The organism is Bradyrhizobium sp. Ses1 (assembly GCF_059512365.1).
The window spans coordinates 13,917-39,186 of record NZ_JCAMOQ010000028.1; the positions used below are offsets into that span (position 1 = coordinate 13,917).

Annotated in this window: 20 protein-coding genes and 6 pseudogenes; 21 read left to right on the forward strand and 5 right to left on the reverse strand. The window is 62.4% G+C overall.

Translation table 11 applies throughout. The annotated features are described in order from the left end of the window. Positions 1–11 precede the first annotated feature (11 nt). The 8 genes and pseudogenes from AC5ZG5_RS27485 to AC5ZG5_RS27520 form a co-directional block, all read left to right on the forward strand. Positions 12–3,026, forward strand: a complete 3,015-nt coding sequence (locus AC5ZG5_RS27485; RefSeq protein ID WP_456646428.1) for a xanthine dehydrogenase family protein molybdopterin-binding subunit — start codon at positions 12–14, stop codon at positions 3,024–3,026. Next, a complete protein-coding gene (locus AC5ZG5_RS27490; protein WP_456646419.1) occupies positions 3,023–3,838 on the forward strand; it encodes an FAD binding domain-containing protein in 816 nt (271 codons plus the stop codon). Before AC5ZG5_RS27485 ends, AC5ZG5_RS27490 begins: the two co-directional genes overlap by 4 nt. Beyond that, positions 3,835–4,356 (forward strand): (2Fe-2S)-binding protein, encoded by a 522-nt coding sequence (locus AC5ZG5_RS27495; protein WP_456646418.1) that lies wholly within the window; start codon positions 3,835–3,837, stop codon positions 4,354–4,356. Before AC5ZG5_RS27490 ends, AC5ZG5_RS27495 begins: the two co-directional genes overlap by 4 nt. Beyond that, the gene (locus AC5ZG5_RS27500) at positions 4,349–5,893 is read left to right on the forward strand and encodes an AMP-binding protein (RefSeq protein ID WP_456646417.1); all 1,545 of its coding nucleotides are present in this window, start codon (positions 4,349–4,351) and stop codon (positions 5,891–5,893) included. Before AC5ZG5_RS27495 ends, AC5ZG5_RS27500 begins: the two co-directional genes overlap by 8 nt. A gap of 29 nt (positions 5,894–5,922) precedes the next feature. Beyond that, the gene (locus tag AC5ZG5_RS27505; RefSeq protein ID WP_028165737.1) at positions 5,923–6,729 is read left to right on the forward strand and encodes an enoyl-CoA hydratase/isomerase family protein; all 807 of its coding nucleotides are present in this window, start codon (positions 5,923–5,925) and stop codon (positions 6,727–6,729) included. 73 nt (positions 6,730–6,802) lie between these two features. Further along, complete coding sequence (locus AC5ZG5_RS27510; RefSeq protein ID WP_456646416.1) at positions 6,803–8,134, forward strand: MFS transporter; 1,332 nt, start codon at positions 6,803–6,805, stop codon at positions 8,132–8,134. Positions 8,135–8,193: 59 nt separating this feature from the next. Next, on the forward strand, positions 8,194–9,645 hold the full coding sequence (locus tag AC5ZG5_RS27515) for an aldehyde dehydrogenase family protein (protein WP_456646415.1): 1,452 nt from the start codon (positions 8,194–8,196) through the stop codon (positions 9,643–9,645). 49 nt (positions 9,646–9,694) lie between these two features. After that, positions 9,695–9,844, forward strand: a pseudogene (locus tag AC5ZG5_RS27520) (LabA-like NYN domain-containing protein); the annotation flags it as partial. Between the two features lie 76 nt (positions 9,845–9,920). On the opposite strand, the pseudogene AC5ZG5_RS27525 reads toward AC5ZG5_RS27520, so the two are convergent. Both AC5ZG5_RS27525 and AC5ZG5_RS27530 read right to left on the reverse strand, forming a co-directional pair. Next, a pseudogene (locus AC5ZG5_RS27525) lies at positions 9,921–11,134 on the reverse strand (AMP-binding protein). Beyond that, on the reverse strand, positions 11,134–11,868 hold the full coding sequence (locus tag AC5ZG5_RS27530) for a TetR/AcrR family transcriptional regulator (protein ID WP_456646414.1): 735 nt from the start codon (positions 11,866–11,868) through the stop codon (positions 11,134–11,136). Before AC5ZG5_RS27530 ends, AC5ZG5_RS27525 begins: the two are co-directional and overlap by 1 nt. Before the next feature lie 91 nt (positions 11,869–11,959). Here AC5ZG5_RS27530 and AC5ZG5_RS27535 point away from each other — a divergent pair. From AC5ZG5_RS27535 to AC5ZG5_RS27560, 6 genes and pseudogenes are all read left to right on the forward strand, one after another. Further along, a pseudogene (locus AC5ZG5_RS27535) lies at positions 11,960–13,139 on the forward strand (lipid-transfer protein). A gap of 8 nt (positions 13,140–13,147) precedes the next feature. After that, positions 13,148–13,586, forward strand: a pseudogene (locus tag AC5ZG5_RS27540) (MaoC family dehydratase N-terminal domain-containing protein); the annotation flags it as partial. A gap of 10 nt (positions 13,587–13,596) precedes the next feature. Further along, positions 13,597–14,007, forward strand: a complete 411-nt coding sequence (locus AC5ZG5_RS27545; protein ID WP_456646413.1) for a MaoC family dehydratase — start codon at positions 13,597–13,599, stop codon at positions 14,005–14,007. A gap of 14 nt (positions 14,008–14,021) precedes the next feature. Next, a pseudogene (locus tag AC5ZG5_RS27550) lies at positions 14,022–14,848 on the forward strand (SDR family NAD(P)-dependent oxidoreductase). Then, positions 14,845–15,006, forward strand: a pseudogene (locus AC5ZG5_RS27555) (acyl-CoA dehydrogenase family protein); the annotation flags it as partial. The pseudogenes AC5ZG5_RS27550 and AC5ZG5_RS27555, both read left to right, overlap by 4 nt. Before the next feature lie 197 nt (positions 15,007–15,203). Then, positions 15,204–16,406 carry an oxalate decarboxylase family bicupin gene (locus AC5ZG5_RS27560; RefSeq protein WP_456646412.1) on the forward strand — a complete coding sequence of 401 codons (1,203 nt, stop codon included), beginning with the start codon at positions 15,204–15,206 and terminating at the stop codon, positions 16,404–16,406. A gap of 103 nt (positions 16,407–16,509) precedes the next feature. Here AC5ZG5_RS27560 and AC5ZG5_RS27565 read toward each other — a convergent pair whose 3' ends face one another. Next, the gene (locus AC5ZG5_RS27565; protein ID WP_456646411.1) at positions 16,510–16,803 is read right to left on the reverse strand and encodes a hypothetical protein; all 294 of its coding nucleotides are present in this window, start codon (positions 16,801–16,803) and stop codon (positions 16,510–16,512) included. Between the two features lie 524 nt (positions 16,804–17,327). Here AC5ZG5_RS27565 and AC5ZG5_RS27570 point away from each other — a divergent pair. The 4 genes from AC5ZG5_RS27570 (at position 17,328) to AC5ZG5_RS27585 (ending at position 22,021) form a co-directional block, all read left to right on the forward strand. Next, on the forward strand, positions 17,328–17,669 hold the full coding sequence (locus tag AC5ZG5_RS27570) for a copper resistance CopC family protein (RefSeq protein WP_456646410.1): 342 nt from the start codon (positions 17,328–17,330) through the stop codon (positions 17,667–17,669). A 2-nt stretch (positions 17,670–17,671) separates the two neighbouring features. Further along, positions 17,672–19,327: a CopD family protein gene (locus AC5ZG5_RS27575; protein WP_456646409.1), complete on the forward strand. Its 1,656-nt coding sequence runs from the start codon at positions 17,672–17,674 to the stop codon at positions 19,325–19,327. 150 nt (positions 19,328–19,477) lie between these two features. Beyond that, complete coding sequence (locus AC5ZG5_RS27580) at positions 19,478–21,517, forward strand: NAD(+) synthase (RefSeq protein ID WP_456646408.1); 2,040 nt, start codon at positions 19,478–19,480, stop codon at positions 21,515–21,517. A gap of 135 nt (positions 21,518–21,652) precedes the next feature. Further along, complete coding sequence (locus AC5ZG5_RS27585; RefSeq protein WP_456646407.1) at positions 21,653–22,021, forward strand: hypothetical protein; 369 nt, start codon at positions 21,653–21,655, stop codon at positions 22,019–22,021. 188 nt (positions 22,022–22,209) lie between these two features. Here the strand turns inward: AC5ZG5_RS27585 and AC5ZG5_RS27590 are convergent, their stop codons facing one another. Further along, on the reverse strand, positions 22,210–22,626 hold the full coding sequence (locus AC5ZG5_RS27590; protein ID WP_456646406.1) for a DUF3775 domain-containing protein: 417 nt from the start codon (positions 22,624–22,626) through the stop codon (positions 22,210–22,212). A gap of 270 nt (positions 22,627–22,896) precedes the next feature. Here AC5ZG5_RS27590 and AC5ZG5_RS27595 point away from each other — a divergent pair, with 270 nt between their 5' ends. Further along, positions 22,897–23,355, forward strand: coding sequence for a CDP-archaeol synthase (locus AC5ZG5_RS27595; protein WP_456646405.1), 459 nt, complete (start codon positions 22,897–22,899; stop codon positions 23,353–23,355). A 12-nt stretch (positions 23,356–23,367) separates the two neighbouring features. Here AC5ZG5_RS27595 and AC5ZG5_RS27600 read toward each other — a convergent pair whose 3' ends face one another. Then, on the reverse strand, positions 23,368–23,856 hold the full coding sequence (locus AC5ZG5_RS27600; RefSeq protein ID WP_130225028.1) for a hypothetical protein: 489 nt from the start codon (positions 23,854–23,856) through the stop codon (positions 23,368–23,370). 232 nt (positions 23,857–24,088) lie between these two features. Between AC5ZG5_RS27600 and AC5ZG5_RS27605 the strand changes: the two genes are divergently transcribed. Next, a complete protein-coding gene (locus tag AC5ZG5_RS27605) occupies positions 24,089–24,814 on the forward strand; it encodes a Crp/Fnr family transcriptional regulator (protein WP_196237321.1) in 726 nt (241 codons plus the stop codon). A gap of 46 nt (positions 24,815–24,860) precedes the next feature. Beyond that, positions 24,861–25,196 carry a hypothetical protein gene (locus AC5ZG5_RS27610; protein WP_456646404.1) on the forward strand — a complete coding sequence of 112 codons (336 nt, stop codon included), beginning with the start codon at positions 24,861–24,863 and terminating at the stop codon, positions 25,194–25,196. Positions 25,197–25,270 lie beyond the last annotated feature (74 nt).

Below are 25,270 nucleotides of genomic sequence, written 5' to 3' on the forward strand. Positions count from 1 at the left end.
GGAGCGTCGGAATGGCGGAGGCCGCGGTTCAGTCCGCATCATCGGTCGATCAGAATACGGCTGAAGACCGGCCTTGGGTCGGCCGTTCGATCGAACGCGTCGAGGATGCCGCGCTGCTCACCGGGCGCGGGCGCTTCATCGACGATCTCGGCACTCCACCGGGGACTCTGCATGCTGCCATCCTGCGCTCCCCACATGCCCATGCCGATATTGTCTCTGTTGACGCTGAGGCGGCGCGGCATGCGCCGGGCGTCGCCGCTGTCCTCACCGGCGAGCAGGTCAAGGCGCTGACGTCGAGCCTCGTCGTTGGCGTGAAGGCGCCGGTGGAATGCTGGCCGATTGCGACCGAGCGGGTTCGCTATGTCGGCGAGCCCGTGGCCGTGGTCGTCGCGAGCGATCGCGCCCGGGCGGAAGATGCGATCGAACTGATTAACGTCGAGTACCGGCCGCGCGCTGCGGTGGTCGATCCGTTGGCGGCGCTCGCTGCCGATGCGCCTGTCCTGCACGATGGTTTTCCCGGCAATCTCGCCAGCGACCGCAGTTTTTCCTATGGCAATCCCGAGCAGGCATTTGCCGAAGCAACGCATCGGTTTTCAATCGACATCCGTTATCCGCGCAATTCCTGCACGCCGATCGAAACCTATGGCGTCGTCGCCACCTACGATGCGGCTGAGAATGCCTATGACATCCTCGCCAATTTCCAGGGTCCTTTCAGCATTCATACCGTGATCTCGCGTGCGCTGAAGGTGCCGGGCAATCGGGTGCGGCTGCGCACGCCACCGGATTCCGGCGGCAGCTTTGGCGTCAAGCAGGGCGTCTTTCCCTATATCGTTTTGATCAGCGCGGCCTCTCGCGCTGTCGGGCGCCCCGTGAAGTGGATCGAAGACCGCCTTGAGCACCTGACGGCCTCGGTCTCGGCGACCAACCGCGCCACGACGCTTTCAGCCGCGGTCACCGCGGACGGCAGGATCCTCGCGCTCGATTGGGACCAGGTCGAGGATTGCGGCGCCCACCTGCGCGCACCCGAACCCGCAACGCTCTACCGCATGCATGGCAATCTCACTGGCGCCTACGACATCCGCCATGTGAAGGTGCGCAACCGCGTGGTCGTCACCAACAAGACGCCGACCGGCCTCAACCGCGGCTTTGGCGGACCGCAAGTCTACTTCGCGCTCGAGCGCCTGATGCAGCGGATTGCGATCGGGCTGCGCCTTGATCCGCTCGACGTGATCCGGCGCAATCTCGTTCCGGCGAACGCCTTTCCTTATCGCACGGCGACCGGTGCGCTGCTGGACTCCGGAAACTATCAGGAGGCGATCGCCAGAGCTGTCGAGCAGGGCCAACTCGCGGAACTCAAGGCGCGACGCGATGAGGCGCGCGCGCAAGGCCGCCTTTATGGCATCGGCTTTACGGCTGTCGTTGAGCCCAGCGTCTCCAACATGGGCTATATCACGACGGTGCTTACGGCAGCGGAACGTCGCAAGGCCGGACCGAAGAATGGCGCGCAGGCAACCGCAACGGTTGCGCTTGATCCCGTCGGGGGTGTCACGGTCCATGTCGCATCCGTGCCGCAAGGGCAGGGTCATCGCACGGTGCTGTCGCAGGTGGTGGCCGATGTGTTCGGCCTCAAGCCGCAGGACGTTCGCGTCAATACGGAGATCGATACCGCCAAGGATGCCTGGTCGATCGCCTCCGGAAACTATGCGAGCCGGTTTGCGGCCGCCGTAGCCGGGACCGCGAAGTTGGCGGCTGAGCGGATCGCGGTCCGTCTTGCGCGCATCGCTGCGAGCCAGCTGAATGTTGAGCCGGCAGATATCATGTTCGCCGGCGGCTTCGTGGCGTCGAAGCGCAATCCGGAGAACCGCATCGCTTTTTCCAGGGTCGCGGCGCTCTGTCATTGGTCGCCGGGCTCATTGCCTGATGATGCCGGCCAGACCATCCGCGAAACCGTGTTCTGGACGCCGCCGGAGCTGACCCCGCCGGACGATCAGGATCGCATCAATTCCTCGCTCTGCCACGGCTTCATCTTCGATTTTTGCGGCGTCGAGATCGACCGCACGACGTTTGAGACCCGTATCGATCGCTACGTGACCATGCACGATTGCGGCACCATCCTGCATCCGGGCATGGTGAACGGGCAGATCCGCGGCGGCTTTACGCAAGCGCTCGGGGCGGCGCTCTATGAAGAATATGCTTATGCGGCGGACGGCAGCTTTCTGACCGGAACGTTTGCGGACTATTTGCTGCCGACGACGACCGAAGTCCCCGAGCCGCAGATTATCCATATAGAGACACCGTCGCCCTTCACCCCGCTCGGGGCAAAGGGCGTCGGCGAAGGCAACTGCATGTCGACGCCGGCGTGCATCGCCAATGCCGTTGCCGACGCGCTGGGCCTTGCCGACGTCACGCTGCCGCTGGTGCCGGCGAAGCTCGCCGATTTGGTGCGTGGTCCGGAGCCCGAACCGCCGACGGGACAATCGAAGGCGGCGCCTGCACGCGAAGGAGACCGCCGGCTGCGCGGCGAGGGCCGTGCGTCCGTCAACGGGGCGCCGGAGCAGGTGTGGACGATGCTGCTCGATCCCCAGACGCTGCAGGCTGTGATCCCCGGATGCGAGCAGGTCCACAAGGTTTCCGACACGCATTTCCGCGCCGACGTGACGCTCGGCATCGGTCCTGTCAGCGGACGTTATCGTGCTGACGTCCAATTGTTTGATCTCGACCCGCCTCGCGCAGTCACGCTGCGCGGAAAAGCGGAGGGGGCACTCGGTTTCGGAAACGCCGAAGGTCGCATCACGCTCGAGCCCGACGGCAAAGGCGGCACACAGCTCAGCTACAGCTATGACGCAGCGATCGGCGGCAAGGTCGCGAGCATCGGCGGCCGCCTGCTCGACGGCGCCACGCGCGTGATCATCGGACAGTTCTTTGCGGCACTTGCGCGCCAGGCCGGCGGCGGGGCGCCTGCAAGTGGCATCTCGATGTTTGCGCTGCTCGCCAAGCTTGCGAGCCTGTTTGGAGGGCGACGATGAAACCAGCCGCCTTCGACTATGTCCGCCCCGAATCCGTCAACGAAGTCCTCGAGGGACTTTCGAAAGAGGGCGGCAATGCCCGCGTGCTCGCCGGCGGCCAGTCGCTGATGGCGATGCTCAATATGCGCCTCGCCAAGCCGAGACTCCTGATCGACATCATGCGGCTGAAGGAGCTCAATCGCATCGAAGAACAGGCTGGAGTGGTGACGATCGGCGCCGGCGTGCGCCAGGCCGCCTTGCTCGCATGGCCGGAATTGGCGCGGACTCAGCCGCTTCTTGCGCGGGCGTTGCCCTGGGTCGGCCATGTCCAGACGCGCAGCCGCGGCACCATCTGCGGCTCGCTCGCACATGCCGACCCGAGCGCCGAGATGCCGCTCGCGCTGATCGCCCTCGGCGGCGAGGTGCATCTGCGCAATGCGCGACGGCGCCGACGGGTTGCAGCGACCGAGTTCTTTCTTGGCATGATGGCCACTGCGCGGGCGGAAGACGAACTCATTGAAGCCGTATCGTTTCCCGCTCGGGCCGGCGAGCGATGCGCGTTCCGCGAAGTCGCCCGCCGTCATGGTGATTTCGCCATCGTGGCCTGCGCGGCGGTTGCGACCTCGAAAGGTGTCCGCTTTGCCGTTGGCGGTGTCGCCGATGTTCCGCAGGCGCGGGACTGGCCGCGCCTGGATGGAAGTGCGCTCGACGATGCGCTGAACGGTTTTGCCTATGAGCTCGACGCGCGCGATGACGTGCACGCGACCGCGCGCTATCGCCGCGATCTGGTGCGGATCATCGGCCGCGATCTGGTCCGCGAGGTGCTGCAATGACCCGTCTCAGCGCCGATGGCCGTCATCCGGTTCGCTTCAAGCTGAACGGCAGGCCGGTTGAAGCCGAAGCCGAGCCGCGCATGCTGCTGTCCGACTTCCTGCGCCAGCAGATTGGCGCAACCGGAACGCATGTCGGCTGCGAGCATGGGGTTTGCGGTGCCTGCACGGTCATTGTTGACGGCATGCTCACGCGCTCCTGCCTGACACTGGCGGCACAGGTGGATGGCTGCGAGATTCAGACGGTCGAGGGGCTTGCTCCGTCGCCCGACCGGCTCGGCATCCTGCAACAAGCGTTCCGCCGCAACCACGCCTTGCAATGCGGCTTCTGTACCGCCGGCATCCTGATGTCGCTCGACCATTATCTGCGCCGGCATCCGGCGCCAAGCGAAGCCGATATCCGCGATCTCCTGAGCGGCCATCTCTGCCGCTGCACCGGCTACACCCCGATCGTAAAGGCGGCGCTGGAAGCGGCCGCCGAGCTCGCCACCACCACCACCCAAGAGAAGTCAGATGCTTGATCTCGGCAGCAGTTTTATTGCAAGCGTCGCGCGTGATCCGGATGCGCTTGCAATCGTCGACGGCGAGCTTCGCCTCACCTATCGCCAGTGGTACGGCAAGATCTCGGCGCTCGTAGCATCGTTCGATCGCATCGGGCTGAAGCCCGGCGATCACGTCGTCACCGTGCTGCAGAACCGCTGGGAGGCTGCGACCCTGCACTGGGCTTGCCAGTTTGCGGGGCTGGTCATCACGCCGATCAACTGGCGTGCTAAGGCCGACGAGCTCGATTTCTGCATCGAGAATGCGGAGGCCTGCGCGGTCTTCTATCAGGATGTCTCCGCCGACGCCGTGAGAAATTCTACGCGCGCGGCCGGCTTGCAACGCATTGCGGTCGGTATGAATGCCGACGGAGATCTGGCTTTCGCGGACATGGTGGAAGGCGACGCTCCTGATGCCCAGCCTCGGGTCGGCGCCGATGCATGGTCGATCATGCTCTACACTTCGGGCACGACATCGCGACCAAAGGGCGTGCCGCGCCACCATCGTGCCGAGCGCGCGGCGGCAATCGCGCATGTCGCGCAAAACCTCTATGGCCGCAACGAGCGTACGCTCGGCGTGATGCCGCTCTATCACACCATGGGTGTGCGCTCCTTGCTCGCGATGTCGCTGATCGGCGGCACCTTCATTTGCCTGCCGCGCTATGACAGCCGCCAGGCGCTGGCCCTTATCGAGAGCGAGAAGATCAGCAATCTTTATCTGGTGCCAACGCTCTACCACGATCTCGTTCACCACGAGGCGTTCTCGGCGACCGACGTATCGAGCGTGCGAAAACTCGGCTTTGCCGGCGCCTCGATGACGGATGGATTGCTCAAGAAGTTGAGCGAAGTGTTCAAGCCGGACCTGTTCGTCAATCATTACGGCAGCTCCGAGATCTACACCTTCACGATCGATCAGAACGCGCCGGCCAAGCCCGGCTCGGCCGGCAAGGCCGGCATCAACCAGCACATCAGGGTGGTACGGATCAACGCTCGTTCGATTGCCGAACTTGCCGCACCGGGCGAAGAGGGCGAGATCATCGCCTCGCTCGCCGGCGACGAAGCATTCGAAGGCTACTGGCGGCGGCCCGAGGCCGATGCCAAGGCGCTGCGCGAGGGCTGGTATTTTACCGGAGATACTGGGTTCATCGATTCCGACGGCGACCTGTTCGTGACCGGCCGCGTCGATGACATGATCATCACCGGCGGCGAGAATGTGTCGCCGGTGGAAATCGAAAGCTGCCTCTCGCTGCATCCCGCTGTCTCTGAAGTGGCAGTCGTCGGTCTCGCCGACGAGAAATGGGGCAAGATCGTCGCCGCCTTCGTCAAGCGCAACCGATCGGTCTCCGAGGCGGAGCTCGAGCAGTTCTGCCGTACCTCCGGTCTTGCCAATTTCAAGCGCCCGCGACGCTACGTCTTTGTCGATGCCATTCCAAAATCGCCGGTCGGTAAACTTCTCCGGCGTCTGCTCGTCGCAGGAGAATACGAAGCCGAGCGCCTGCCGCCCTCGGATGCGGCCTGATCACACGACACCAACGAAAGGAAAACCACATGCCATCCCCGTACACCTTTGCCGATCCCCGTCTCGCCAAGCTCGATGGGTTCAAGGTCGAGATCGACGAGGCGCATGAGCGCGCCGACATCATACTCGGCCGGCCGCCCTATAACGTCGTCTCGATGCCGCAGCGCGATCAGCTACGGCTGACCTTCGAGACGCTCGACGAAGATCCGCGTGTTCGCGTCATCGTGTTGCGGGGCGAGGGCGACCATTTCTCCAGTGGCGGCAATATCGGCGGCTTCATGGAAGCGAGCCCGGAGCACGTATCAAAACTGGCCTGGAATATCGCGGCGCCCGCACGTTGCGCCAAGCCGGTGATTGTCGCCAATCGCGGCTATTGCTTCGGCGTCGGATTCGAGCTGTCGCTCGCCTGCGACTTCCGCATCGCTTCCGAAACCACGCAATACGCCTTGCCGGAGCAGAAGCTCGGACAGATCCCGGGATCGGGAGGATCGGCACGTCTGCAGAAAATGGTCGGTATCACCCGCACCAAGGACATCGTGATGCGCTCCAAGCGGATCTCGGCGAAGCAGGCGCTGGAGTGGGGGATTGCGACCGAATGCGTGCCGGACGCCGAGCTTGAGAAGGCGACGGACCGGCTGGTCGACGAGCTGCGCACCTTCTCGCCTTTGGCGCAGCGTACCGCGAAGAAGCTCCTGAACGACACCGAAGACTCGACGCTCACGATCGCGATCGAGCTCGAGGGCCATTGCTACAGCCGGCTACGTCAGTCCGAGGACTTCAAGGAAGGCGTCGAAGCCTTCAACGCCAAGCGTCCGCCCAAGTTCGTCGGGCGCTGACGACAAGGAAGACGACTAACAACGCCGCGGACGGCGGTCAGCCGCCGCGGCAATCTTCGACGGGGAGGGAAATATGGCTGAGATGGACGTGTCCGTCGCGAATGTGCGGACGTCGGCAGACAATCGACAGATGGTCAACGCGATCATTGCCTCGGTGCTCGGCTGGGCGCTCGATCTTTTTGATTTGTTCATTCTGCTCTATGTCGCGCCGGTCGTCGGCGCATTGTTCTTTCCATCGAGCAATACGGCGCTGTCGCTGGCCGCAGTGTATGGATCGTTCGCCGTCACGCTCCTGATGCGCCCGCTCGGCTCGGCCGTCTTCGGCCATTATGCCGATGTGCACGGACGCAAGCGCGCCATGCTGGTCGCAATTTTCGGTGTCGGCATCAGCACGGCTGCCTTCGGCTTGCTGCCGACGATCGCCCAGGTCGGCGTGATCGCGCCAATCATCTTCCTGATCCTGCGCCTGGTGCAGGGCGTCTTCGTCGGCGGAGTGGTGGCGTCGACCCATACCATCGGCACGGAATCTGTGCCGGCAAATTGGCGCGGGGCGATGTCCGGCCTGGTGGGTGGCGGCGGCGCCGGGATCGGCGCGTTGCTGGCGTCGTTCGTGTTCCTGATCACCTCCTCGATCTTTCCCGGTGAAGCCTTCGCGGAGTGGGGCTGGCGCGTGATGTTCTTCTCCGGCCTGCTGAGCTCTTTGCTCGGCTGGTTCATCTTCAAGAACCTCGAGGAATCGCCTTACTTCAAGGAACTGAAGCGGCAGCAGAAAACACGTAAGGCAGAGGCGTCCAAGGCTCCGGTTAAAGAGATTTTTTCAGGAGAGTACCGCAGGATCCTGCTGCTCAATATCCTGATCACGTTCGGCGGCGGAGCGGGCTATTATCTGACCTCCGGATATCTTCCGAGCTTCTTGAAGATCATCAACGCGGTCCCGAACCAGACCTCGTCGCTGATCCTGATGGGCGCCAGCGTCTCGTCGTTCTTCTCGGCGGTTCTGATCGGATCGCTGAGCGACAAGATCGGGCGGAAGAAGACCTTTCTCCTGGTCGGGGCAGGCGCCATCGTGCTGCTTCCGCTGTGCTATCTGGGCCTTGCCGCAGCGAAGGACATCACGCAGATCACGCTCTATGCGCTGGCGATCGCCTTCATCGGCAATGCCGGCTATGCACCGGTGCTGATCTTCCTGAACGAGCGCTTCCCGACGGCTGTGCGCGCCAGTGGTACAGGGCTGTCCTGGAACATCGGCTTTGCGCTCGGCGGCATGATGCCGACCTTCGTGTCGCTGGTGAGTGCCGGCGCCGCGCAGATTCCGACATCGCTCGCGATCTTCTCGGTTGCGGTCTTCGCGATCTACCTGATCGGGGCAATCGTGATCCCGGAGACCAAGGGCGACTTCAAGTGAGGACTAGTGGCGGCGTGGTCGGGCCGCGTCGCCACGATCGAAAGTTAGGTTCGGATATTATGTCTCTTCATGCTCTCAATCTGATCGACGGCGTCTGGCAACCGGCATCCTCCGGTAAAACGGTGCCGAGCATTGATCCTTCCAATCAGGCGGTGGTCGGCCGCGTCGAGGCCGGCGGAAAGAAAGACGCGGAAGCGGCGGTATCGGCCGCACGCGGCGCTTTCGAGCGCGCGGGCTGGTCGCAGAATCCGCGGCTTCGCCAGCTGGTCATGCTGAGATGGGCGGACCGGATGGAGCAGCGCGGCGCGGAACTGGCGCGCCTTCTCACGCTGGAGAACGGAAAGCCGCTTGCGCAGTCGCGCGGCGAGATCGAGGGCAGCGTCTCGGAGATACGTTACTACGCGGGATTGACGCGTCATATCCCCGGACACGTTCTCGAGGTCGAACCGGGTACGTTCTCCACGATGCTGAAAGAGCCGGCAGGCGTCGCCGGCCTGATCATCCCGTGGAACGCACCCGCGGTGTTGCTTATCCGCGCATTGACGCCGGCCCTTGCCGCCGGGTGCACGGCGGTGATCAAGCCCGCGCCGCAGACGGCATTGGTTACTGCCGAGATCATCAAGTGCCTTAGCGACGTCGAGCAGCTTCCTGCCGGCGTCGTCAATCTCGTCAACGAGCAGGGGCACGAGGTGGCGGAATATCTCGTCACTTCGCCCGAAGTCGACGTGCTCAGCTTTACCGGCTCGAACGCGACCGGGCAACGCATCATGGCTGCGGCTGCGCCGACCATGAAGAAACTGTCGCTTGAGCTCGGCGGGAAGTCGGCCTGTCTCGTCTTTGAAGATGCAGATATCGCGACCGTGGCACCAAAGCTCGCTGCCGCTGCGACCATCATCTCCGGACAGCAATGTACGGCGGCGCGGCGTGTTCTGGTACATGCGTCGCGTTATGAGGAGATGAAGGCAGCGCTGCGGTCCTCTCTCACAAACCTGAAAATCGGCTCCGGCCTGTCGGCAGAGACGAACATGGGTCCGTTGATCGATGCGGCGTCGCTTGCCGCAGTCTCGCACAGGATCGACGATGCGATGGCTGCAGCGGACGAGGTTGTCCTGCGTGGCGGACGGCCGAACGGAGATCTGGCCAAGGGATTCTTTCTGACGCCGACGCTGGTTGCGCATCGCGATACTTCGGGATTCTTCGTGCAGGAGGAGATCTTCGGCCCGTTTGTCGTTCTGGAGAGGTTCGAGGATGAGCAGGAGGCGGTTGTCCGCGCCAATCACAGCGAATACGGCCTCTCTGCCAGCGTCTGGACCCACGATGGCGCGCGCGCGATGCGCGTCGCACGCGCTTTGCGCAATGGCACGGTGTGGATTAACGACCATAACAGGCTGTTTGCCGAAGCGGAAACCGGTGGATACCGCCGCAGCGGACTAGGCCGGCTGCACGGTTACGATGGGCTGATCGACTTCCTTGAGATCAAGCACATCTATCAGAACTGCGGCACTGTCTAGCCAGCGGCCGCTACTGACGCCTATCGGTGACCGGCAGGCAGCGCGTCACGCGCTGGTCGAAGCCGTACAGCGCCGTGGCGTGCGCGTGACAGTGGTATCCACCATCAAGAGTCATCCGTCCATGGTCGCTGACGAGTTGCGTCGTCAGGCTGACGTTTTTCAGGACCTCGATGAGATGAGAGCTTTGGTCGGCCGCGACTAGTATGAGCGCCCCGCTCAACGGGAGCCCGCGGAGCGACCGGCCCAGTCCGACCGATTCCGATCAACCGAGGGAGTCAGTTTACACGGCGCTCGCGGTTGTCCCAGAACGGCTTGCGCAGCTCGCGCTTCAGCACCTTGCCGGCGCCGGAAAGCGGCAGAGGCGCCTCGGTGATCTCGATGCTTCGCGGGCATTTGTAGCCCGCGATCAGCGTCTTGGTGAACTCGATCAGCTCGCCGGCGGAGACTTCGACGCCGCTGCGCTTGACCACGACCGCATGGACCTGCTCGCCCCACTGTTCGCTCGGGATGCCGATGACCGCGCATTGCAGCACCGAGGGATGCTGCGCCAGCGCATTCTCGACCTCGATCGAATAGACGTTCTCGCCGCCGGAGATGATCATGTCCTTCACGCGGTCGACCACATAGATGAAGCCGTCCTCGTCCACATAGCCGCCGTCGCCGGTGTGCATCCAGCCATCGACGATGGCTCGCGCGGTTTCCTCGGGCCGTTCCCAATAGCCCATCATCACGTTGTCGCCGCGCACGACGATCTCGCCGACATTGCCCGAAGGCACCGGCTGGTCGTTCTCGTCGACGATACGCACTTCGCAGCCAAGGGTGGCGCGGCCCGCGCCGCGGTGGCGACCCTTCTTGCGTCCCTCGCCGATATGCTCCTTCCAGTGCAGAAGCGTCGCGATCGGCGACAGTTCGGTCATGCCGTAGGCCTGCGTGAACTGAACATGCGGCAGCGCCCGCGCCGCGCGGTCAAGCACCGCCTCGCTGATCGGCGATGCGCCATAGACGATGTTCTTGGATCCTTGCTCTCGCGCATGCTGTCGGCGACCCGCTCGCTCCTCGCGATGACGGCCTCATAGCTCTCGGTGCCCGATGGCGCATCGCCATCGTCGGCAAAGATCAGCTTGAGTCCCGGGATCGCCTTCGCGAGCTGCGCGCCGGTTGGCGCAAACGCCTTGTCGACGAACAGGACGCTGGCGCGGCAGTCGCGCAGTGCATCCTCATTCTCCAGCGCGCTCCAGCGGATGTTGAGCGGCACGATCACCGCGCCGGCCCAGCCGACCGCGAGATAGAGCTCGAGATAGCGGTCGGAATTGAGCGACAGCACCGCGACGCGATCGCCATCGGCGACGCCGCGCGCCCGCAAGCCTCCGGCGAGGCGCGCGACCCGTTCTCCCACGACGCGCCAGGTGCGTCGTCGCTCGCGGCATACAGTGGCCAGTCCATTCGGGTTGATCTGCAGCGCCCGCCGCAATCCGTGGGTGATGTTCATTAAGACGCTCCTCCTGTGCGTTTCTTCCCTGGTGCCTTGCGCCTTGTTTCGCGCCGCAAGGGGGCGCTCGGCGTCTTTTGTTTTGAGTTGTGATTGGGAATTGCGACCGCGGCCAAGCCTTCGGTCAGCCGGGCCGTGAATTCGTCGGCGATGTCGGTCGGCGACGATGTGCCGTCGCGCCGGTACCAGTGCCCGATCCAGTTCAGCGCGCCCGCGATTGCGAATGCGGCAAGCTTCGGATCGCATCGATTGATCGAGCCGTCGGCGATGCCGCTCGAAATATGCTTGCGGAACGTCGCATCGATGCGTTTCTTGGCGGCCCGCGCGATACCGGCGTCCTTCTCGGCAAGATCGCGCAGGTCGAAGCGCACCAGGCTCGCGCCGAAATCGGTCGCCATCAATTCCGCATAGGCATGCACCAGCTTGCGCAGCTTGATGAGGCCCGAACCGCCGCTGGCATTGATCTCGGTGATGACGCTGTCGACGAGATCTGCGCCCATCGACCAGCACTCGAACAGGATCTCGTGCTTGCTGCGGAAGTAGTTGTAGAGCGCGGGCTTGGTGATGTTCAGCCGCTTGGCGACGTCATTCAATGTCGCGCGGTGATAGCCCTGCTCCAGGAAAAGCTGCACCGCCGTGCGTAGCACCGCCTCGCGCTTCTCGTCGCGGGCGCGGCGCCGGCTTTCGAATGGCAGCCAGGGGGAAGACGGCAGGGCGGGGGATCCTGAATCCATGCTCGGACGCGTTGACTCCAGGTGACGGCAGGCTGTAATCTTACCCATGGGTAAGAAAAAGTCCAATGGGTAATTTATTCGGAGGAAAGCGATGTCCGAGGTAATTGTCGCCGGTGTCGGCATGATCCCCTTCGCCAAGCCGGGCGCCAGTGCGCCCTATCATGCGATGGGTGCGGAGGCGACGAAGCTGGCGGGCCGATGCGGGGCTCGACTACAGCGCGATCCAGCAGGCCTATGTCGGCTACGTCTATGGTGATTCCACCTGCGGGCAGCGCGCGCTCTATCAGGTCGGAATGACCGGCATTCCGATCTTCAACATCAACAACAACTGCTCGACCGGCTCGACCGCGCTGTTCATGGCGCGGCAGATGATCGAAAGCGGCGCAGCGGATTGCGTGCTGGCGGTTGGCTTCGAGCAGATGAAGCCCGGCGCGCTCGGCAGCGTCTACACCGACCGCCCGAGCGCGTTCGAGGAATTCGACGCGGCGGCGGACCGGTTGATCGACGCGCCCGGCATTCCGCTCGCGCTGCGCTATTTCGGCGGGGCGGGCCTTGCCTACATGCAGAAATACGGCACGCCGCTCGACGCTTTTGCCAAGGTGCGCGCGAAAGCGAGCCGCCATGCGGCGAACAACCCGCTAGCGATCTTCCGCAAGGAGGTCACCGCTGATGCCGTGATGAACGATCAGGTGATCTGGCCTGGGGTGATGACGCGCTTGATGGCCTGTCCCCCGACCTGCGGTGGCGCGGCGGCGGTGCTGGTGTCGGATCGGTTCGCCGACAAGCACGGCATTGCCAGGACGGTGCGGATCGCCGCACAGGCCATGACAACCGACACGCCCTCGACCTTCGGCGCCGGCGACATGATGCGCCTGGTCGGCTACGACATGGCGTGCGCGGCAGCAAAGCGCGTCTAAGATAGCGCGGGCATCGGGCCTGAAGATCTCGACGTGGTCGAACTGCACGACTGCTTTGCCCACAATGAGCTGATCACCTATGAGGCGTTAAAGCTCTGCGGCGAGGGCGAGGCGGCGAAGTTCATCGACGACGGCGACAACACCTATGGCGGCCGGATCGTGACCAATCCCTCCGGCGGGCTGTTGTCCAAGGGCCATCCACTCGGCGCTACGGGTCTTGCACAGTGCTACGAGCTGACGCGGCAGCTACGCGGCATGGCCGGCCCGACGCAAGTCGAGGGCGCAAAGCTAGCGCTGCAGCATAATCTCGGCCTCGGCGGCGCCTGCGTCGTCACGCTCTATCAGAGAAATTGATACCGACTTTGGTCGATCAATCCGCCGTGGGCCGGCACTTCACGCCCGTCACCGCGCGCGCGGAGCCGGGTCGGCTGCGCTACTTCCTCAACACGCTTGGCGAGACCAACCCGGTCTACCGCGATGAGGCGGCCGCGCGCGGCGGGGTTCGCAGCAACGCCGGTGCCGCCGACTTACCTGTTCTGCCTGGAAATGATGGATGCCGCAGAGCCGTTCGAGATGCTGACGGCGCTCGGCATTGATCTCGCCCGCGTGCTGCATGGCGAGCAGAGCTTCGTCTACCACGCGCCGGTCGTGATCGGCGACCTCCTGACCTTCCGCCCACGGGTTACCGCCGTCACCGAGAAGAAGGGTGGCGCGCTGACACTGGTCGTCATCCAATGCGAGGTGACCAACCAGGACGGCGTGCATGTCGCCGACACCGCGCGCACCGTCGTGGTGCGCAACCAGGGGCGCCATGACGGAAATCGGCGAGATCAGAATCGGCGACCGCCTCGTCCACAAGACGTTCCCGCCGATCACCCGGCATACGCTTGCGCTTTATTGCGGCGCTTCAGGCGATCACAATCCGATCCATGTCGATATTGATTTCGCCAGAAGCGCCGGATTCCCTGACGTGTTCGCGCACGGCATGCTGGTCATGGCCTGTCTTGGCCAGGCGGTGACCGATGCGGTGCCACCGGCGCGGCTGCGCGCGTTCGCGACGCGGTTTGTGGCCATCACCCAACTCGGTGCGCGGCTGACATGCGAGGGCACCGTGGCCGAGTTGTTCGAGGAGAACGGCGAGCGCAGAGTCAGGCTCGCACTTACCACCAAAGACGAGCGCGGCGAGGTCAAGCTCGAAGGCGGCGCCGTCATCGCGCTCTAAGGAAGGACATGCTCATGGCAAGGCTGCAAGGCAAGATCGCGCTCGTCACCGGCTCCGGCCGCGGCATCGGGCGCTCGATCGCGCTCAAGCTTGCGCGCGAGGGCGCGAAAGTCGCGGTCAACGATCTCGACGCCGAGCCGGGCGATGCCGTGGTGGCGGAGATCGAGGGGCTTGGCGGCGATGCGGTCGCAGTGAACGGCAGCATCGCGGAGGCAGGCTTTGCCGACCGCTTTGTTGGCGCTGCGCTGGAAAGGTTCGGCGCCCTCGACATCATCGTCAACAATGCCGGTTACACCTGGGACTCCACGATCCAGAAGATGACGGATGAGCAGTTCCAGGCGATGCTCGACGTGCACCTCGTGGCGCCGTTCCGCATCCTGCGTGCCGCCGCCGAACCGATCCGGGTATTTGCCAAGCAGGAGGCGGAGCAGGGGCGCGAGGTGTTTCGCAAAATCGCGAACATCTCCTCCATCGCCGGCCTCTACGGCAATGCCGGGCAGACGAGCTATTCCTCGGCCAAGGCCTCGCTGGTCGGCCTGACGCGAACGCTGTGCAAGGAATGGGGCGCTACAAGGTCAACGTCAATTGCGTCGCCTTCGGCCTGATCAACACCCGTCTGACGCAGCCGATCGAGGCGCAACAAAAGACGATTGACGTCGCCGGCCACGAGATCAAGGTCGGCGTACAGCCGCAGATGCTGGAGATGATGGCACGAATGATTCCGCTCGGTCGCGGCGGTACACCTGAAGAGGCAGCGGATGCTGTCTATCTGTTCTGCAGTCCGGAATCCAATTATATCAGCGGCCAGGTCGTCGTTGCCGGCGGCGGCCTCATCGTCTGAGAGTAGGGGAGCCCGAGGAGCTGGATACGTTCCGCGACCAGTTCCGGAAATTCCTGGCCAAGGACCTGGCCCCGCATGCTGAGAAATGGCGCGACCAGAAAATGGTCGATCGTTTCCCTTGGCGCGCTCTTGATCGCGCGGTCGTTGTAGCAATTCCGTCGCCGCTGCAAACGACTGCGCTCCGGCGCCGGCGGCGGTGACGAAGCCACGGCGGTGAATGCCTTTCCGCTGCGGCATGCCCTTCTCCTCGCGTGAATGTCACCGCAACCTTCTGCTAGCGCTTCGGTTGCTAATTGAGGATAGGCGAGTTCGTACGCTTGCCAGTTCCCAACCCAGCTACGCGAAGGGAGCTATCATGGACATTTTGGATCGACGAACGCTGATTGCGGCGGCCGCCGCCTGTGGCGCGACCGCCGCGGCCGCAGCAAAGAATAGCAACGAACCGCTCATTGGCGCTAAAGGAGCGCCAATCATCGGCCCCCGGAATGTCGAGCGGGAGCAGCAAAACCCCGATATTCTCCGCCCGCCGTCCACCGATCACGGCTCGATACCAAATCTGCGCTTCTCCTTCGCAGACGCACACATGAAAATTCGAGAAGGCGGCTGGTCTCGCGAGGTAACGGTAAGGGAGTTGCCGGTAGCGACCACCATGGCCGGTGTTAACATGCGTTTGAAGTCGGGCGCGGTGCGCGAGCTGCACTGGCACAAGCCGGCAGAATGGGCATTCATGCTCGCCGGCCGAGCCAGGATCACCGCTGTCGATAATGACGGGCATAACTTCATCTCCGATGTGAAGGCGGGAGATCTCTGGTATTTTCCGTCAGGCATTCCCCACTCCATTCAGGGCTTGCCGGAAGATGGCTGTGAATTCCTGCTGGCCTTTCCTGACGGAAGCTTCTCCGAAGACAGCACTTTCGCGATTACTGATCTGTTTGCTCATACGGACCGGGGCGTGCTTGCGAAGAACCTGAAGCTGGACGCAAAGCAACTGGATCAGATTCCGACAGAGGAACTGTTCATCTTCCAGTCCGATCCACCTCCGCCAATCGACGCCGACCGTATCGAAGATTCCCTCGGAGGTGTCCCGCAGGACATGGCGTTCAGGTTAATGGAGCAGCAGCCCACGATCTCCCCGGGAGGGCGAGTGCGGATCGCTGACACGCGCAACTTCCCGATCTCCACAGATGTTGCCGCGGCGCATGTAGAAGTCGACCCAGGTCACATGAGGGAGATTCACTGGCATCCCAACGCGGACGAGTGGCAGTTCTACATCTCCGGTAAAGCGCGGATGACGGTCTTCGCTGCCGAGGGCAATGCGCGCACCTTCGATTATCAGGCCGGCGATGTCGGATATGTGCCCAAGTCGATGAGCCACTTCGTCGAGAACACCGGCGGTGAGCCCCTGCAGTTCCTCGAGCTGTTTAGGTCGCCGAGATTCATGGATGTATCTCTGGCTCAGTGGATGGCCCTGACGCCGCATGAGTTGGTCGAAGCGCACCTCAAGATCGATCGTTCGGCTCTCGAGGCAATTCGCAAGGACAAGCAGCCGGTGATCTGAAGGCGCGGAGCATCAAAGCCAGGGCAAAGTTATCGTTGCCTTCTTGCGAGGTACGAGCGAGAGAATGGCGTAGGGGCGGCCATGCGCAACAATGTGTGTGGCTCTACCTGACCTGCGATTGAAATTGGCGGTGCTTGAACGCCGTCAGCCCGACGACGATCGCACAGCACAGCGCGTTGAAGCCATTGGTCAAGGCCATGGTGATGTCTCCGAGATTGGACAAGGAGTAGACGGCCGTTGATCCGTTCGCTGCAATCCAGAGAAACCACGTCGAATAGGAAATGGCTGAGGCGCCATTGGTATCTTGCGCGATTTTGTAGATCTGCGGCAGATAGGAAATGAGCCGCAAAGCGTTGAAGATGGCGAACAGGTAGTACGCTATATCCGAAGACGTCATTCGTGCACCCGGCTCTTGTTCGATCTCAACGAGAGCTCTTCATGAACGCTCGGCCCGCTTTGCGGTGCGCCGCTCGTCGATCGCTGTACTTTCGAAATTTTAGCCAACTCTGCTACCGGATCATGACCTGCTGCAGACTGAGCGGCTACATCGGTAACCGAGACGCACCGCCGCTTATGGTGCGCGATACATCCTGCGCGCAGCGGCGTCGCGCTAGCCGTCTTCAAGGCCGCAGATGCCGGGGTGGAATGCGCTTGACATAACAAAACTATGCCGTATCATTTTTGGGAATCTGGGATGATGAGCGGAGCTTCCCGCCCAATCGGCTTGGCGCTCCTTGCTAAGCTCACGCGGTCTTTACCCATAACCAGTGGATAGTTGAAGCCGAATTCAGCCAGCACATGGTCAACTGCGATATTGAGCTGGTTCGTACAGTCACGTCAGTGACCAGGTCACGAGAACCGCTGAATGATTACCTGCATTCTCCTCAACAATAGCCGCCGCGCATGAGACTGAGAATTCCATTGCCGTTTTCGGTGCTGCTCCTTGTTTTGCTTTCTCTCCAGGAGGCCATCGCGCACGCCATCGTGATCAAGTCGTCGCCCGCGGCTGACGCGGTTGTGCCTGCTGGCAATGTGCCTGTTCATCTGCAGTTCAATAGTCGGATTGATCGCGATCGTTCGAAAGTGATGCTGATCGGCGCTGGTGGGACAGAGCAGCGGCTCGCACCGGCGGCCGATTCGCCATCCGACGCGCTGGATGCGGAGGCAAAAGGTCTCAGCCCTGGTGCTTGGCGTCTGCGCTGGCAGGTGCTGAGCGTCGACGGGCACATCACGCGCGGCGATATTCGGTTCACCGTGCGATAGCCGTGTCGCTCTTTCTCGACATATTCGGCTACCTGTCCGTCGTTCTGCGGGGTCTGATTCTCACGAGCCAGACTTTCACGCTCGGCACGCTTGCCTTCCTGCTTGTGCTGCTGCAACCGCTCCAGCCCTGGCTTTCCGTCGAGAGCGCCGAGATTGGCAGCCACTGCCGGACATTTCTTGTTATCAGCTCCTTCCTCCTGGGCATCTTCACGCTTTGCTCGCTCGTACTTAACGCGCTCGCGCTTGTCGGAACGCTCGAACTGTCGTGGGCGGAGGCGGCCGGGGCCGGTTTCGTACGAGCGGACCTCGTGATCGCCGCTTGCGCCTTCCTCATTGCTCTCCTCGCAAGGAGGTCGTGGACAACGTCACGACTTCTCTTTCTTGTCGGCCTCGCCGCCGTGATCTTGATCGCGCAGCTTTCGGTCACTCACGCGGCGAGTCGTCTCGAACTGCGATGGCCCTACCTCGTCGCGGGCGGGCTGCACATGCTCGGTGCCGCGGTCTGGATCGGAGGCCTGCCTTGCTTCCTGATTGCGCTCAACCTCTGTCAAGATCCGGTTGACTGGAAGCTGATTGGGCGGCGCTATTCGGCGATGTCGATGGCATCAGTGGGCGCCATCCTCGTCGGCGGCACCGTGATGTCGATCGGCTATATCGGCTCCTTCGAGGCGATCTACGGCACCGCCTATGGCGTCATGACAAGCGCGAAGGTCTGTCTGTTGCTGATGCTGCTCGCGCTGGGCGCCTTCAACTTCTTCACCGTCGACCGGCTGCGCCGCGATGCGTCAACACCGATCCTCCGACTGAAGCGGTTCGCCGAAGTGGAAATCGGCATCGGTGCGGCTGTGCTCTTTGCCGCCGCCTCCCTGACGTCGCTGCCGCCGGGCATCGATCTGGCGCAGGACCGGGTGAGCTGGTCCGAGATCGTCGAGCGGTTCACGCCGCAATTCCCGATCCGCCTGTCAAGCCCTGATTACGACAAGCTCACCGTCGCGGAATTGCAGGCGAAAATTGCTGCGGCTGATGCGCAGCGGACAACGGCACCGCTAGCCTATGTCCCAGGCGAAGGCACGATCCTGCCCCGCAATGCCGCGGATGTCGCCTGGTCGGAATTCAACCACCATTGGGCGGGGATATTCGTCGTCCTCATCGGCCTTCTCGCCCTGATCCAGCATTTTCGTTGGGGACGGTGGGCAAGGCACTGGCCGTTGCTTTTTCTGGCGATGGCAACGTTTCTGTTCTTCCGTGCCGACGAGGCGGCGTGGCCGCTCGGACAGTTCGGCTTTTTCGAATCGCTGCGTGATCCCGAGATCGCACAGCATCGCATCTTCGTGTTGCTGATCGTCGTGTTTGGTCTGTTCGAGTGGCGCGTGCAGGTCGGCGGGCTCAGGAACAGCAAGGCGGCGCTGGTGTTTCCGCTGACCACCGCGATCGGCGGCGCACTGCTGCTCACCCATTCCCATGCCATCGCTAACATCAAGGACCAGCTCCTGATCGAGATGAGCCACACGCCGCTGGCGCTATGCGGAATCCTCGCCGGATGGGCGCGCTGGCTGGAGCTCCGTCTCGACGGCAAGGCAAGCCGCATCGCCTCCTGGATCTGGCCCGTGGCATTCATCCTGGTCGGGCTGATCCTGCTCGATTATCGGGAGGCTTGACCCAAACGTCGGTTAACGTTTCGCGGCCATCGGTTGCTTGGCAAGGCGCCGTGTTCGAATAGACTAGACCTAACTGAGATGACTTGACGGCGCAGCATCGGCCGGGGAGTTGTCTTACAAACTGGGTCTCGCGGGACGGAGCCGAGCCATATGAGTTTCCATTCGATCTACCGCCACGGCTTCGCCCGGGCCGCTGCCTGCGTCACGGTGTCCCGTGTGGCCGATCCGGCCGCCAACGCGACCGCCATCATCGAGGCGGCCTGCGCCTGCCACCGGCAGTCAGTGGCAGCAGCAGTATTTCCCGAACTGTGTCTCTGCGGCTATGCGATCGAAGATCTGGTCATGCAGGATCCGCTCCTGGATGCGGTGGAGCGAGGGCTGGCGAGCGTCCGGGCGGCATCGGCCGAGCTGATGACCGTTCTGATCGTCGGCGCACCGCTGCGTCATGGGGCGCGGATCTACAATTGCGCTGTTGTCATTCACCGTGGCCGCATTCTCGGCGTCGTTCCCAAGACGTACCTGCCGACCTATCGAGAGTTCTACGAAACCCGTCACTTTGCCTCCGGCGCGGGATTGACCGGGTTGGAGATCACAATTGGCGATGTTCGCGCTCCCTTCGGCGTCGACCTGCTCTTTGAGGCCGACGATGTTCCCGGACTGACCATCGGCGTCGAGATCTGCGAGGATATGTGGATCCCGGTGACGCCGGGATCGGAACTTGCCTTGGCCGGAGCGACCGTGCTCGCCAATCTCTCCGGCAGTCCGATCACGATCGGCCGGGCGCTGTCGCGTGATCTCTTATCGCGATCCTGCTCCGCACGCTGCCTTGCCGCCTATGTCTATGCCGCGGCGGGAATCGGGGAATCGACCACCGATCTGGCCTGGGATGGCCAGACCTCCATTTTCGAAAATGGCGTGCTGCTGGCGGAGGGTGAGCGTTTCCGGCAGGACGGACAGATCACGATCGCCGACATCGATCTGGATCTGCTGCGTCAGGAGCGCTCGCTGATGAGCACCTTCGACGACAATCGAAGGCAGAAGAGTGCCGGCTCCTATCGGAGGATCGGTTACGCGCTGCGGCCTCCGATGACGGACATCGGATTTGCGAGGAAGGTCGAGCGCTTCCCGTTTGTGCCCAGCGATCAGAGCCGCCTCAATCAGGATTGCTACGAGGCCTACAATATCCAGGTTGCGGGCCTGGTGCAGCGGCTGCGGGCCATCGGCACCAAGCGCGTCGTGATCGGCGTGTCCGGCGGGCTCGATTCCACGCACGCCCTGATCGTTGCCGCCAAGGCGATCGATCTTCTCGGATTGCCGAGATCGAACATTCTTGCCTACACGCTGCCGGGCTTTGCGACCGGCAGCGAAAGCAAGGCCAATGCTCTGGCCTTGATGCAGGCGCTGCAGGTGAGCGCCGGCGAGCTCGATATCCGCCCAGCCGCCACGCAGATGCTCCGCGACATCGATCATCCCGCAGGGCGGGGCGAGCCGATCTATGACATCACCTTCGAGAATGTGCAGGCGGGGCTGCGCACCGACTATCTCTTCCGCCTCGCCAATTATCGCGGAGGGATCGTGATCGGCACCGGCGATCTCTCCGAGCTGGCGCTCGGATGGTGCACCTATGGTGTCGGCGACCAGATGGCGCATTATAACGTCAACGCCGGCGTGCCGAAGACGTTGATCCAGCACTTGATCCGCTGGGTCATCGCGACCGAACAGTTCGACGATGAAGTCGCAAAAACGTTGCGCGCCATTCTCGCCTCGGAGATCTCGCCCGAGCTGGTACCTGTTCAGGCCGGCGAAACCCCGCAGAGCACGGAAGCGGCCGTGGGGCCGTATGAGCTGCAGGACTTCAATCTGTTCTATACGCTTCGGTTCGGCTTCCGGCCGTCGAAGATCGCATTCCTCGCCTGGCATGCCTGGAACGACGTTGCCAAGGGCGAATGGCCAGCCGCGTTTCCCACTGACCGGCGCAAAGCCTATCCGCTTGCCGATATCAGGCGCTGGCTGGAGGTCTTCCTGCGGCGATTTTTCGCGTTCAGCCAGTTCAAGCGTTCCGCGATGCCAAACGGCCCCAAGGTTTCGGCCGGAGGGTCACTTTCGCCCCGCGGCGATTGGCGCGCGCCCTCGGACGCCAGCGCTGCGGCTTGGCTGGAGGATTTGGAACGAAACGTTCCGCCCGCCTGACAAGGACAGATCGATAGGCACCGCCGGAACTGATTTGCGTTGTTATTGACCAAGCTCAACGTCCCGATAGTGGAAATGCGCAGAATGAAGGTTTCCGCTCGGTAGACGTGGGCATGTTCTCGAGAAGGTCGACCAATGCCCAGGAACAAGCAACGCGGTTCCTCACGGAAAGCCGGTTTCTCGACTCGAATCGGGCCGGTAATGACGCCGGTCGCCAACAATGTCGCAGGTTCGGGTCGAAAATCCGTCAAGCCATCGCTCACCAAGCCTTTTCATGTTGCCGTCGATCGGCAACTGAAGTCCGAGCACGAAAGCTACGAGGCCGCCGAGAAGGCCGCGATCGAAATCAAGAAGCGACATCCGAAGCTTCATGTGACGGTGTTCGACGCCAAGGAGCAGCGGCACACGCCTATCGAGTTGCCGAACGGCCGGCATGGCTCCAATCACAACCGACACGGCAATGCAACGCCGCGCAAGGCTGCCGCGACTGGACGCCATCAGTGACGGGCAGCGCATCCAATGCGGTCGCGCCCTTCGGAGCCTGAGGCATCTCTCCGGACCTTGCTAGAGGGTTTTCGAGCGAAGCATGCCCTCGGACTTGATCCGAGGGTGGACACCGGTTCGCGTGAAGAAAACGCATCAAAACAAGAATCTAGAGCTTCAGTTCTGATTCTATCAGAACCGAAAATACTCTAGAGCGGCCGCTCAAACTCCTCCGCGGAATGCCCGAATTGCGATAGGGCCTCTTCCAGATAGTCACCGAGTAACGGCATTCCCAAGAGATATTCCGCCGTGCGCTTGTTGTGCGCGTGCGCGGCCTCCGCGCGAAGGTCGTCCCACTCGTCGAGTTCGCCGTCGCCGCGGCCGAGCCATGTAAGCGTCACCAGGTCGACCTGTTCGTCCTCGTTCAGGCCGCGGATGATCGCCGTCAGTTCGCCGCCGACGGGATCGTCGCGATGATCCTCAAGGACCGAAAGCATGGCATCGTCACTCGCGTTGGAGGCGGGCTCCGGGTCGGTCACCGCATCCTTGACGTCGAACTGCCGTGCCTTCGCGAGGATCGCTGCGACCTTCGCGGAGGAAATGGTAATTTGGGGAATTTCGTTCATGGCAGACTCCTCGCTGAGACCGCCAAGCTAACCGTTCTGTGATGGTACACCATTGATGCGGGTCAAACTCGGCGACGAACCGTGGGGCGCGCCAGGGGCCATCAGTGTGTCCTCCGTCGCTCCGATGCCTGTCGCAAGGCGATTGCGAGAAATCGTGGAAACGCTGAAGGTTGAATTGGCAGGTGCGGTGCGTCTATCCTTTTGCACCGGACCTGCCGTGCGCCGGCGCAGGATATTCAGATGGACCTTTGGCCAATCCTGCAATCGCTCGTGCTCTTGACCTTCGCTAACGGCACGCCGGTTATCGCCAAGAAGATATTCGGCGCCCGTTTGGCGTTTCCTTTGGATGCGGAGGTGCATTTCGTCGATGGCCGCCCGTTGCTGGGTCAGTCAAAGACGATCAGAGGTGTCGTCCTTTCCGTGGCCGCCACTGCGGCGGCCGCGCCAGTTCTTGGCGTGAGCGTCGCCACAGGCGCTCTGGTGGGATGCCTTGCCATGCTCGGCGATATCATCTCCAGCTTCATCAAGCGTCGTCTCAATTTGCCGTCCAGCGCCCAGGCGGTTGGGCTGGACCAGATTCCGGAATCGCTTCTGCCGCTGGTGGTTTGTCAGAACGCGCTAGCGCTGACATGGGTCGACATCATCATCTGTGTCGGCATTTTTCTGGTAGGGGAGCTGATGATCTCCCGCGTGTTATACATGCTACACATCCGCGATCAGCCTTATTGAGGCGCGAGGTCGCTAGATGCCGTCCCTGCCAATGACCTTGCGGCGCAATTGTTCGCAGAACTCCTCCAGCAACCGCTGGATTTCTTCCATTGTCGCAAGCAGGCGGGTTGCCTGCGATCGATTGGCCGGATCGGATCGCGGGTCGTTCAATTTGCTTCTGAGATGCTCGAGACGTTTGCGGCCGGCCAGTACTCGATCCTCCGCGAACCGAAGCTGCTCCAGGTCATGGCTCAGCTTGTTCTGCTCCTCGATCAGCAATTTGGTAATGGTGGAGCGTTTTTCAGGCGTCAGGTTGCCGTCCCACAGGGCCTTCAGGAAGTGATCGATATTGGCGCGAACGACGAACCTGTCGGTTGGTGTCTCGTAAGCGCGATGCGCTTCGGAAATCCGTCGCTCGATGAATTCCCGCTCGGCATCGCTCAACTGGGTCTTCAGGAGCCGGCGGTATCTTTCGATATTTTGCGCATAGGTCAGGCGGGGATCACTTGAATCCGACGACATCGACCGCTTTCCCCATTCCGCCATCACCGCCAAAGTTATCGCGTACCGACTGAAAAAAGGCAGCCTCCTTGGTAGGCGAAAGTTTGATCAGGATCAAATTTGTGTGGCGCGCATGTTGGCGGCCAGTTCCGGTCGGGCCAACGCAGGCAAACGTAGGTACTCTTTGACGGCGATCAAAAAGGAAACGCGGCAGATCGGCTACTCATCGGCAATGGCAAGAGGTGGACAACATATGCCGACGAACGCAACCCGCATGGCGGGACCCGCGATTCATGCGACCGATCCCTGGACGCCTGGTCATCCGAAAAAGCGTGTCCGGCATCAATTGTTGAGCAACGACGAGCGCGCGCAGCTTGCAAAGATCGCTGCAATCGTTCGCTTCGAGAAAGGCGAGCGGATCTACAATCAGGGCGACCGCGCCGATGCGGTGTTCAACATCATAAGCGGGGTCGTCACCGCGTATCGGATGCTTGCCGACGGACCGCCCGTCATGTCCTTTCTCTATCCCGGCGATCTCTTCGGTTTGACCGAGGAGGCGCGGTACACCAACACGGCGAGGGCCACGACACCCGTCATCGCCTACAAGATGCCGCTGCAGTCGGTGCAGCGGATTCTGAGCAGCAGCGCCAATCTCGACGTGCAAATCATTGTGAAGCTCTGCGACGAATTGCGTCAGGCGCAGCATCATGCGGTTCTCCTTGTCCAGAAAAGAGCGGTCAAGAGGCTCGCCATGTTCCTTGAGCTCCAGGAGCACCTGCAGATTGCGCGGAACGAGCCGATCTCGGAAATATATCTGCCGATGGATCGTTCGAGCATCGCCGATTATCTCGGCATTACCCTTCCGGCGCTCAGCCGCGCATTCCGGGCGCTCGTCGTGAAGAAGATCATAACCACGCGAGGCCGACACCACGTCAAGGTTCTTGACCGTGAGGCCTTCAAGAAGATGGCCGATGCGTGAGCCGTCGAGGCTTTGATGAGTCAGACCGCGCCGGGCACCAGAAGGCATGCCCGCCGATATCGCTGATGTGACCGATCGTGAGGCCGCCATACCTTGGTACGATGGCGGCCCCAGCGCACCTCATGGGATGAGAGCGGGCGACAAGTTCATCGGAGTAAACGCGATGCGTACTTTCTTGGCCTTAGGCCTGTTGATCACCCTGTCTGCATCTGCCAGTGCGGCCTCCCTCCATCACTTCAGGCCGGAGCATGTCATCATTCGACCCGGCCCGGTCTACGCGGTTCCGCGCTGGGAGTTCGCAGCACCTCGTCCGCTGATGCACTACGACGACACGCCGAGCTACAACGATCCGTCCAAGTTTGGCGGCGGCACGGCGCTATAACTGCCGCGTCTAGCGTCTGATAAGATGAGGTCGAATCGTGTCCGCGATGGGCGCTGCGTCTCTTCACCTCGCCC

Excerpts from the sequence above, each read along its gene's own strand:
- AC5ZG5_RS27580 (WP_456646408.1), top strand. The coding sequence starts at position 19,478 with ATGAGTTTCCATTCGATCTACCGCCACGGCTTCGCCCGGGCCGCTGCC.
- AC5ZG5_RS27505 (WP_028165737.1), top strand. The coding sequence starts at position 5,923 with ATGCCATCCCCGTACACCTTTGCCGATCCCCGTCTCGCCAAGCTCGAT.
- AC5ZG5_RS27560 (WP_456646412.1), top strand. The coding sequence starts at position 15,204 with ATGGACATTTTGGATCGACGAACGCTGATTGCGGCGGCCGCCGCCTGT.
- AC5ZG5_RS27600 (WP_130225028.1), bottom strand. The coding sequence starts at position 23,856 with ATGTCGTCGGATTCAAGTGATCCCCGCCTGACCTATGCGCAAAATATC.
- AC5ZG5_RS27585 (WP_456646407.1), top strand. The coding sequence starts at position 21,653 with ATGCCCAGGAACAAGCAACGCGGTTCCTCACGGAAAGCCGGTTTCTCG.
- AC5ZG5_RS27485 (WP_456646428.1), top strand. The coding sequence starts at position 12 with ATGGCGGAGGCCGCGGTTCAGTCCGCATCATCGGTCGATCAGAATACG.
- AC5ZG5_RS27610 (WP_456646404.1), top strand. The coding sequence starts at position 24,861 with ATGCCCGCCGATATCGCTGATGTGACCGATCGTGAGGCCGCCATACCT.
- AC5ZG5_RS27590 (WP_456646406.1), bottom strand. The coding sequence starts at position 22,626 with ATGAACGAAATTCCCCAAATTACCATTTCCTCCGCGAAGGTCGCAGCG.
- AC5ZG5_RS27515 (WP_456646415.1), top strand. The coding sequence starts at position 8,194 with ATGTCTCTTCATGCTCTCAATCTGATCGACGGCGTCTGGCAACCGGCA.
- AC5ZG5_RS27565 (WP_456646411.1), bottom strand. The coding sequence starts at position 16,803 with ATGACGTCTTCGGATATAGCGTACTACCTGTTCGCCATCTTCAACGCT.
- AC5ZG5_RS27530 (WP_456646414.1), bottom strand. The coding sequence starts at position 11,868 with ATGGATTCAGGATCCCCCGCCCTGCCGTCTTCCCCCTGGCTGCCATTC.
- AC5ZG5_RS27605 (WP_196237321.1), top strand. The coding sequence starts at position 24,089 with ATGCCGACGAACGCAACCCGCATGGCGGGACCCGCGATTCATGCGACC.
- AC5ZG5_RS27500 (WP_456646417.1), top strand. The coding sequence starts at position 4,349 with ATGCTTGATCTCGGCAGCAGTTTTATTGCAAGCGTCGCGCGTGATCCG.
- AC5ZG5_RS27495 (WP_456646418.1), top strand. The coding sequence starts at position 3,835 with ATGACCCGTCTCAGCGCCGATGGCCGTCATCCGGTTCGCTTCAAGCTG.
- AC5ZG5_RS27490 (WP_456646419.1), top strand. The coding sequence starts at position 3,023 with ATGAAACCAGCCGCCTTCGACTATGTCCGCCCCGAATCCGTCAACGAA.
- AC5ZG5_RS27545 (WP_456646413.1), top strand. The coding sequence starts at position 13,597 with ATGACGGAAATCGGCGAGATCAGAATCGGCGACCGCCTCGTCCACAAG.
- AC5ZG5_RS27510 (WP_456646416.1), top strand. The coding sequence starts at position 6,803 with ATGGCTGAGATGGACGTGTCCGTCGCGAATGTGCGGACGTCGGCAGAC.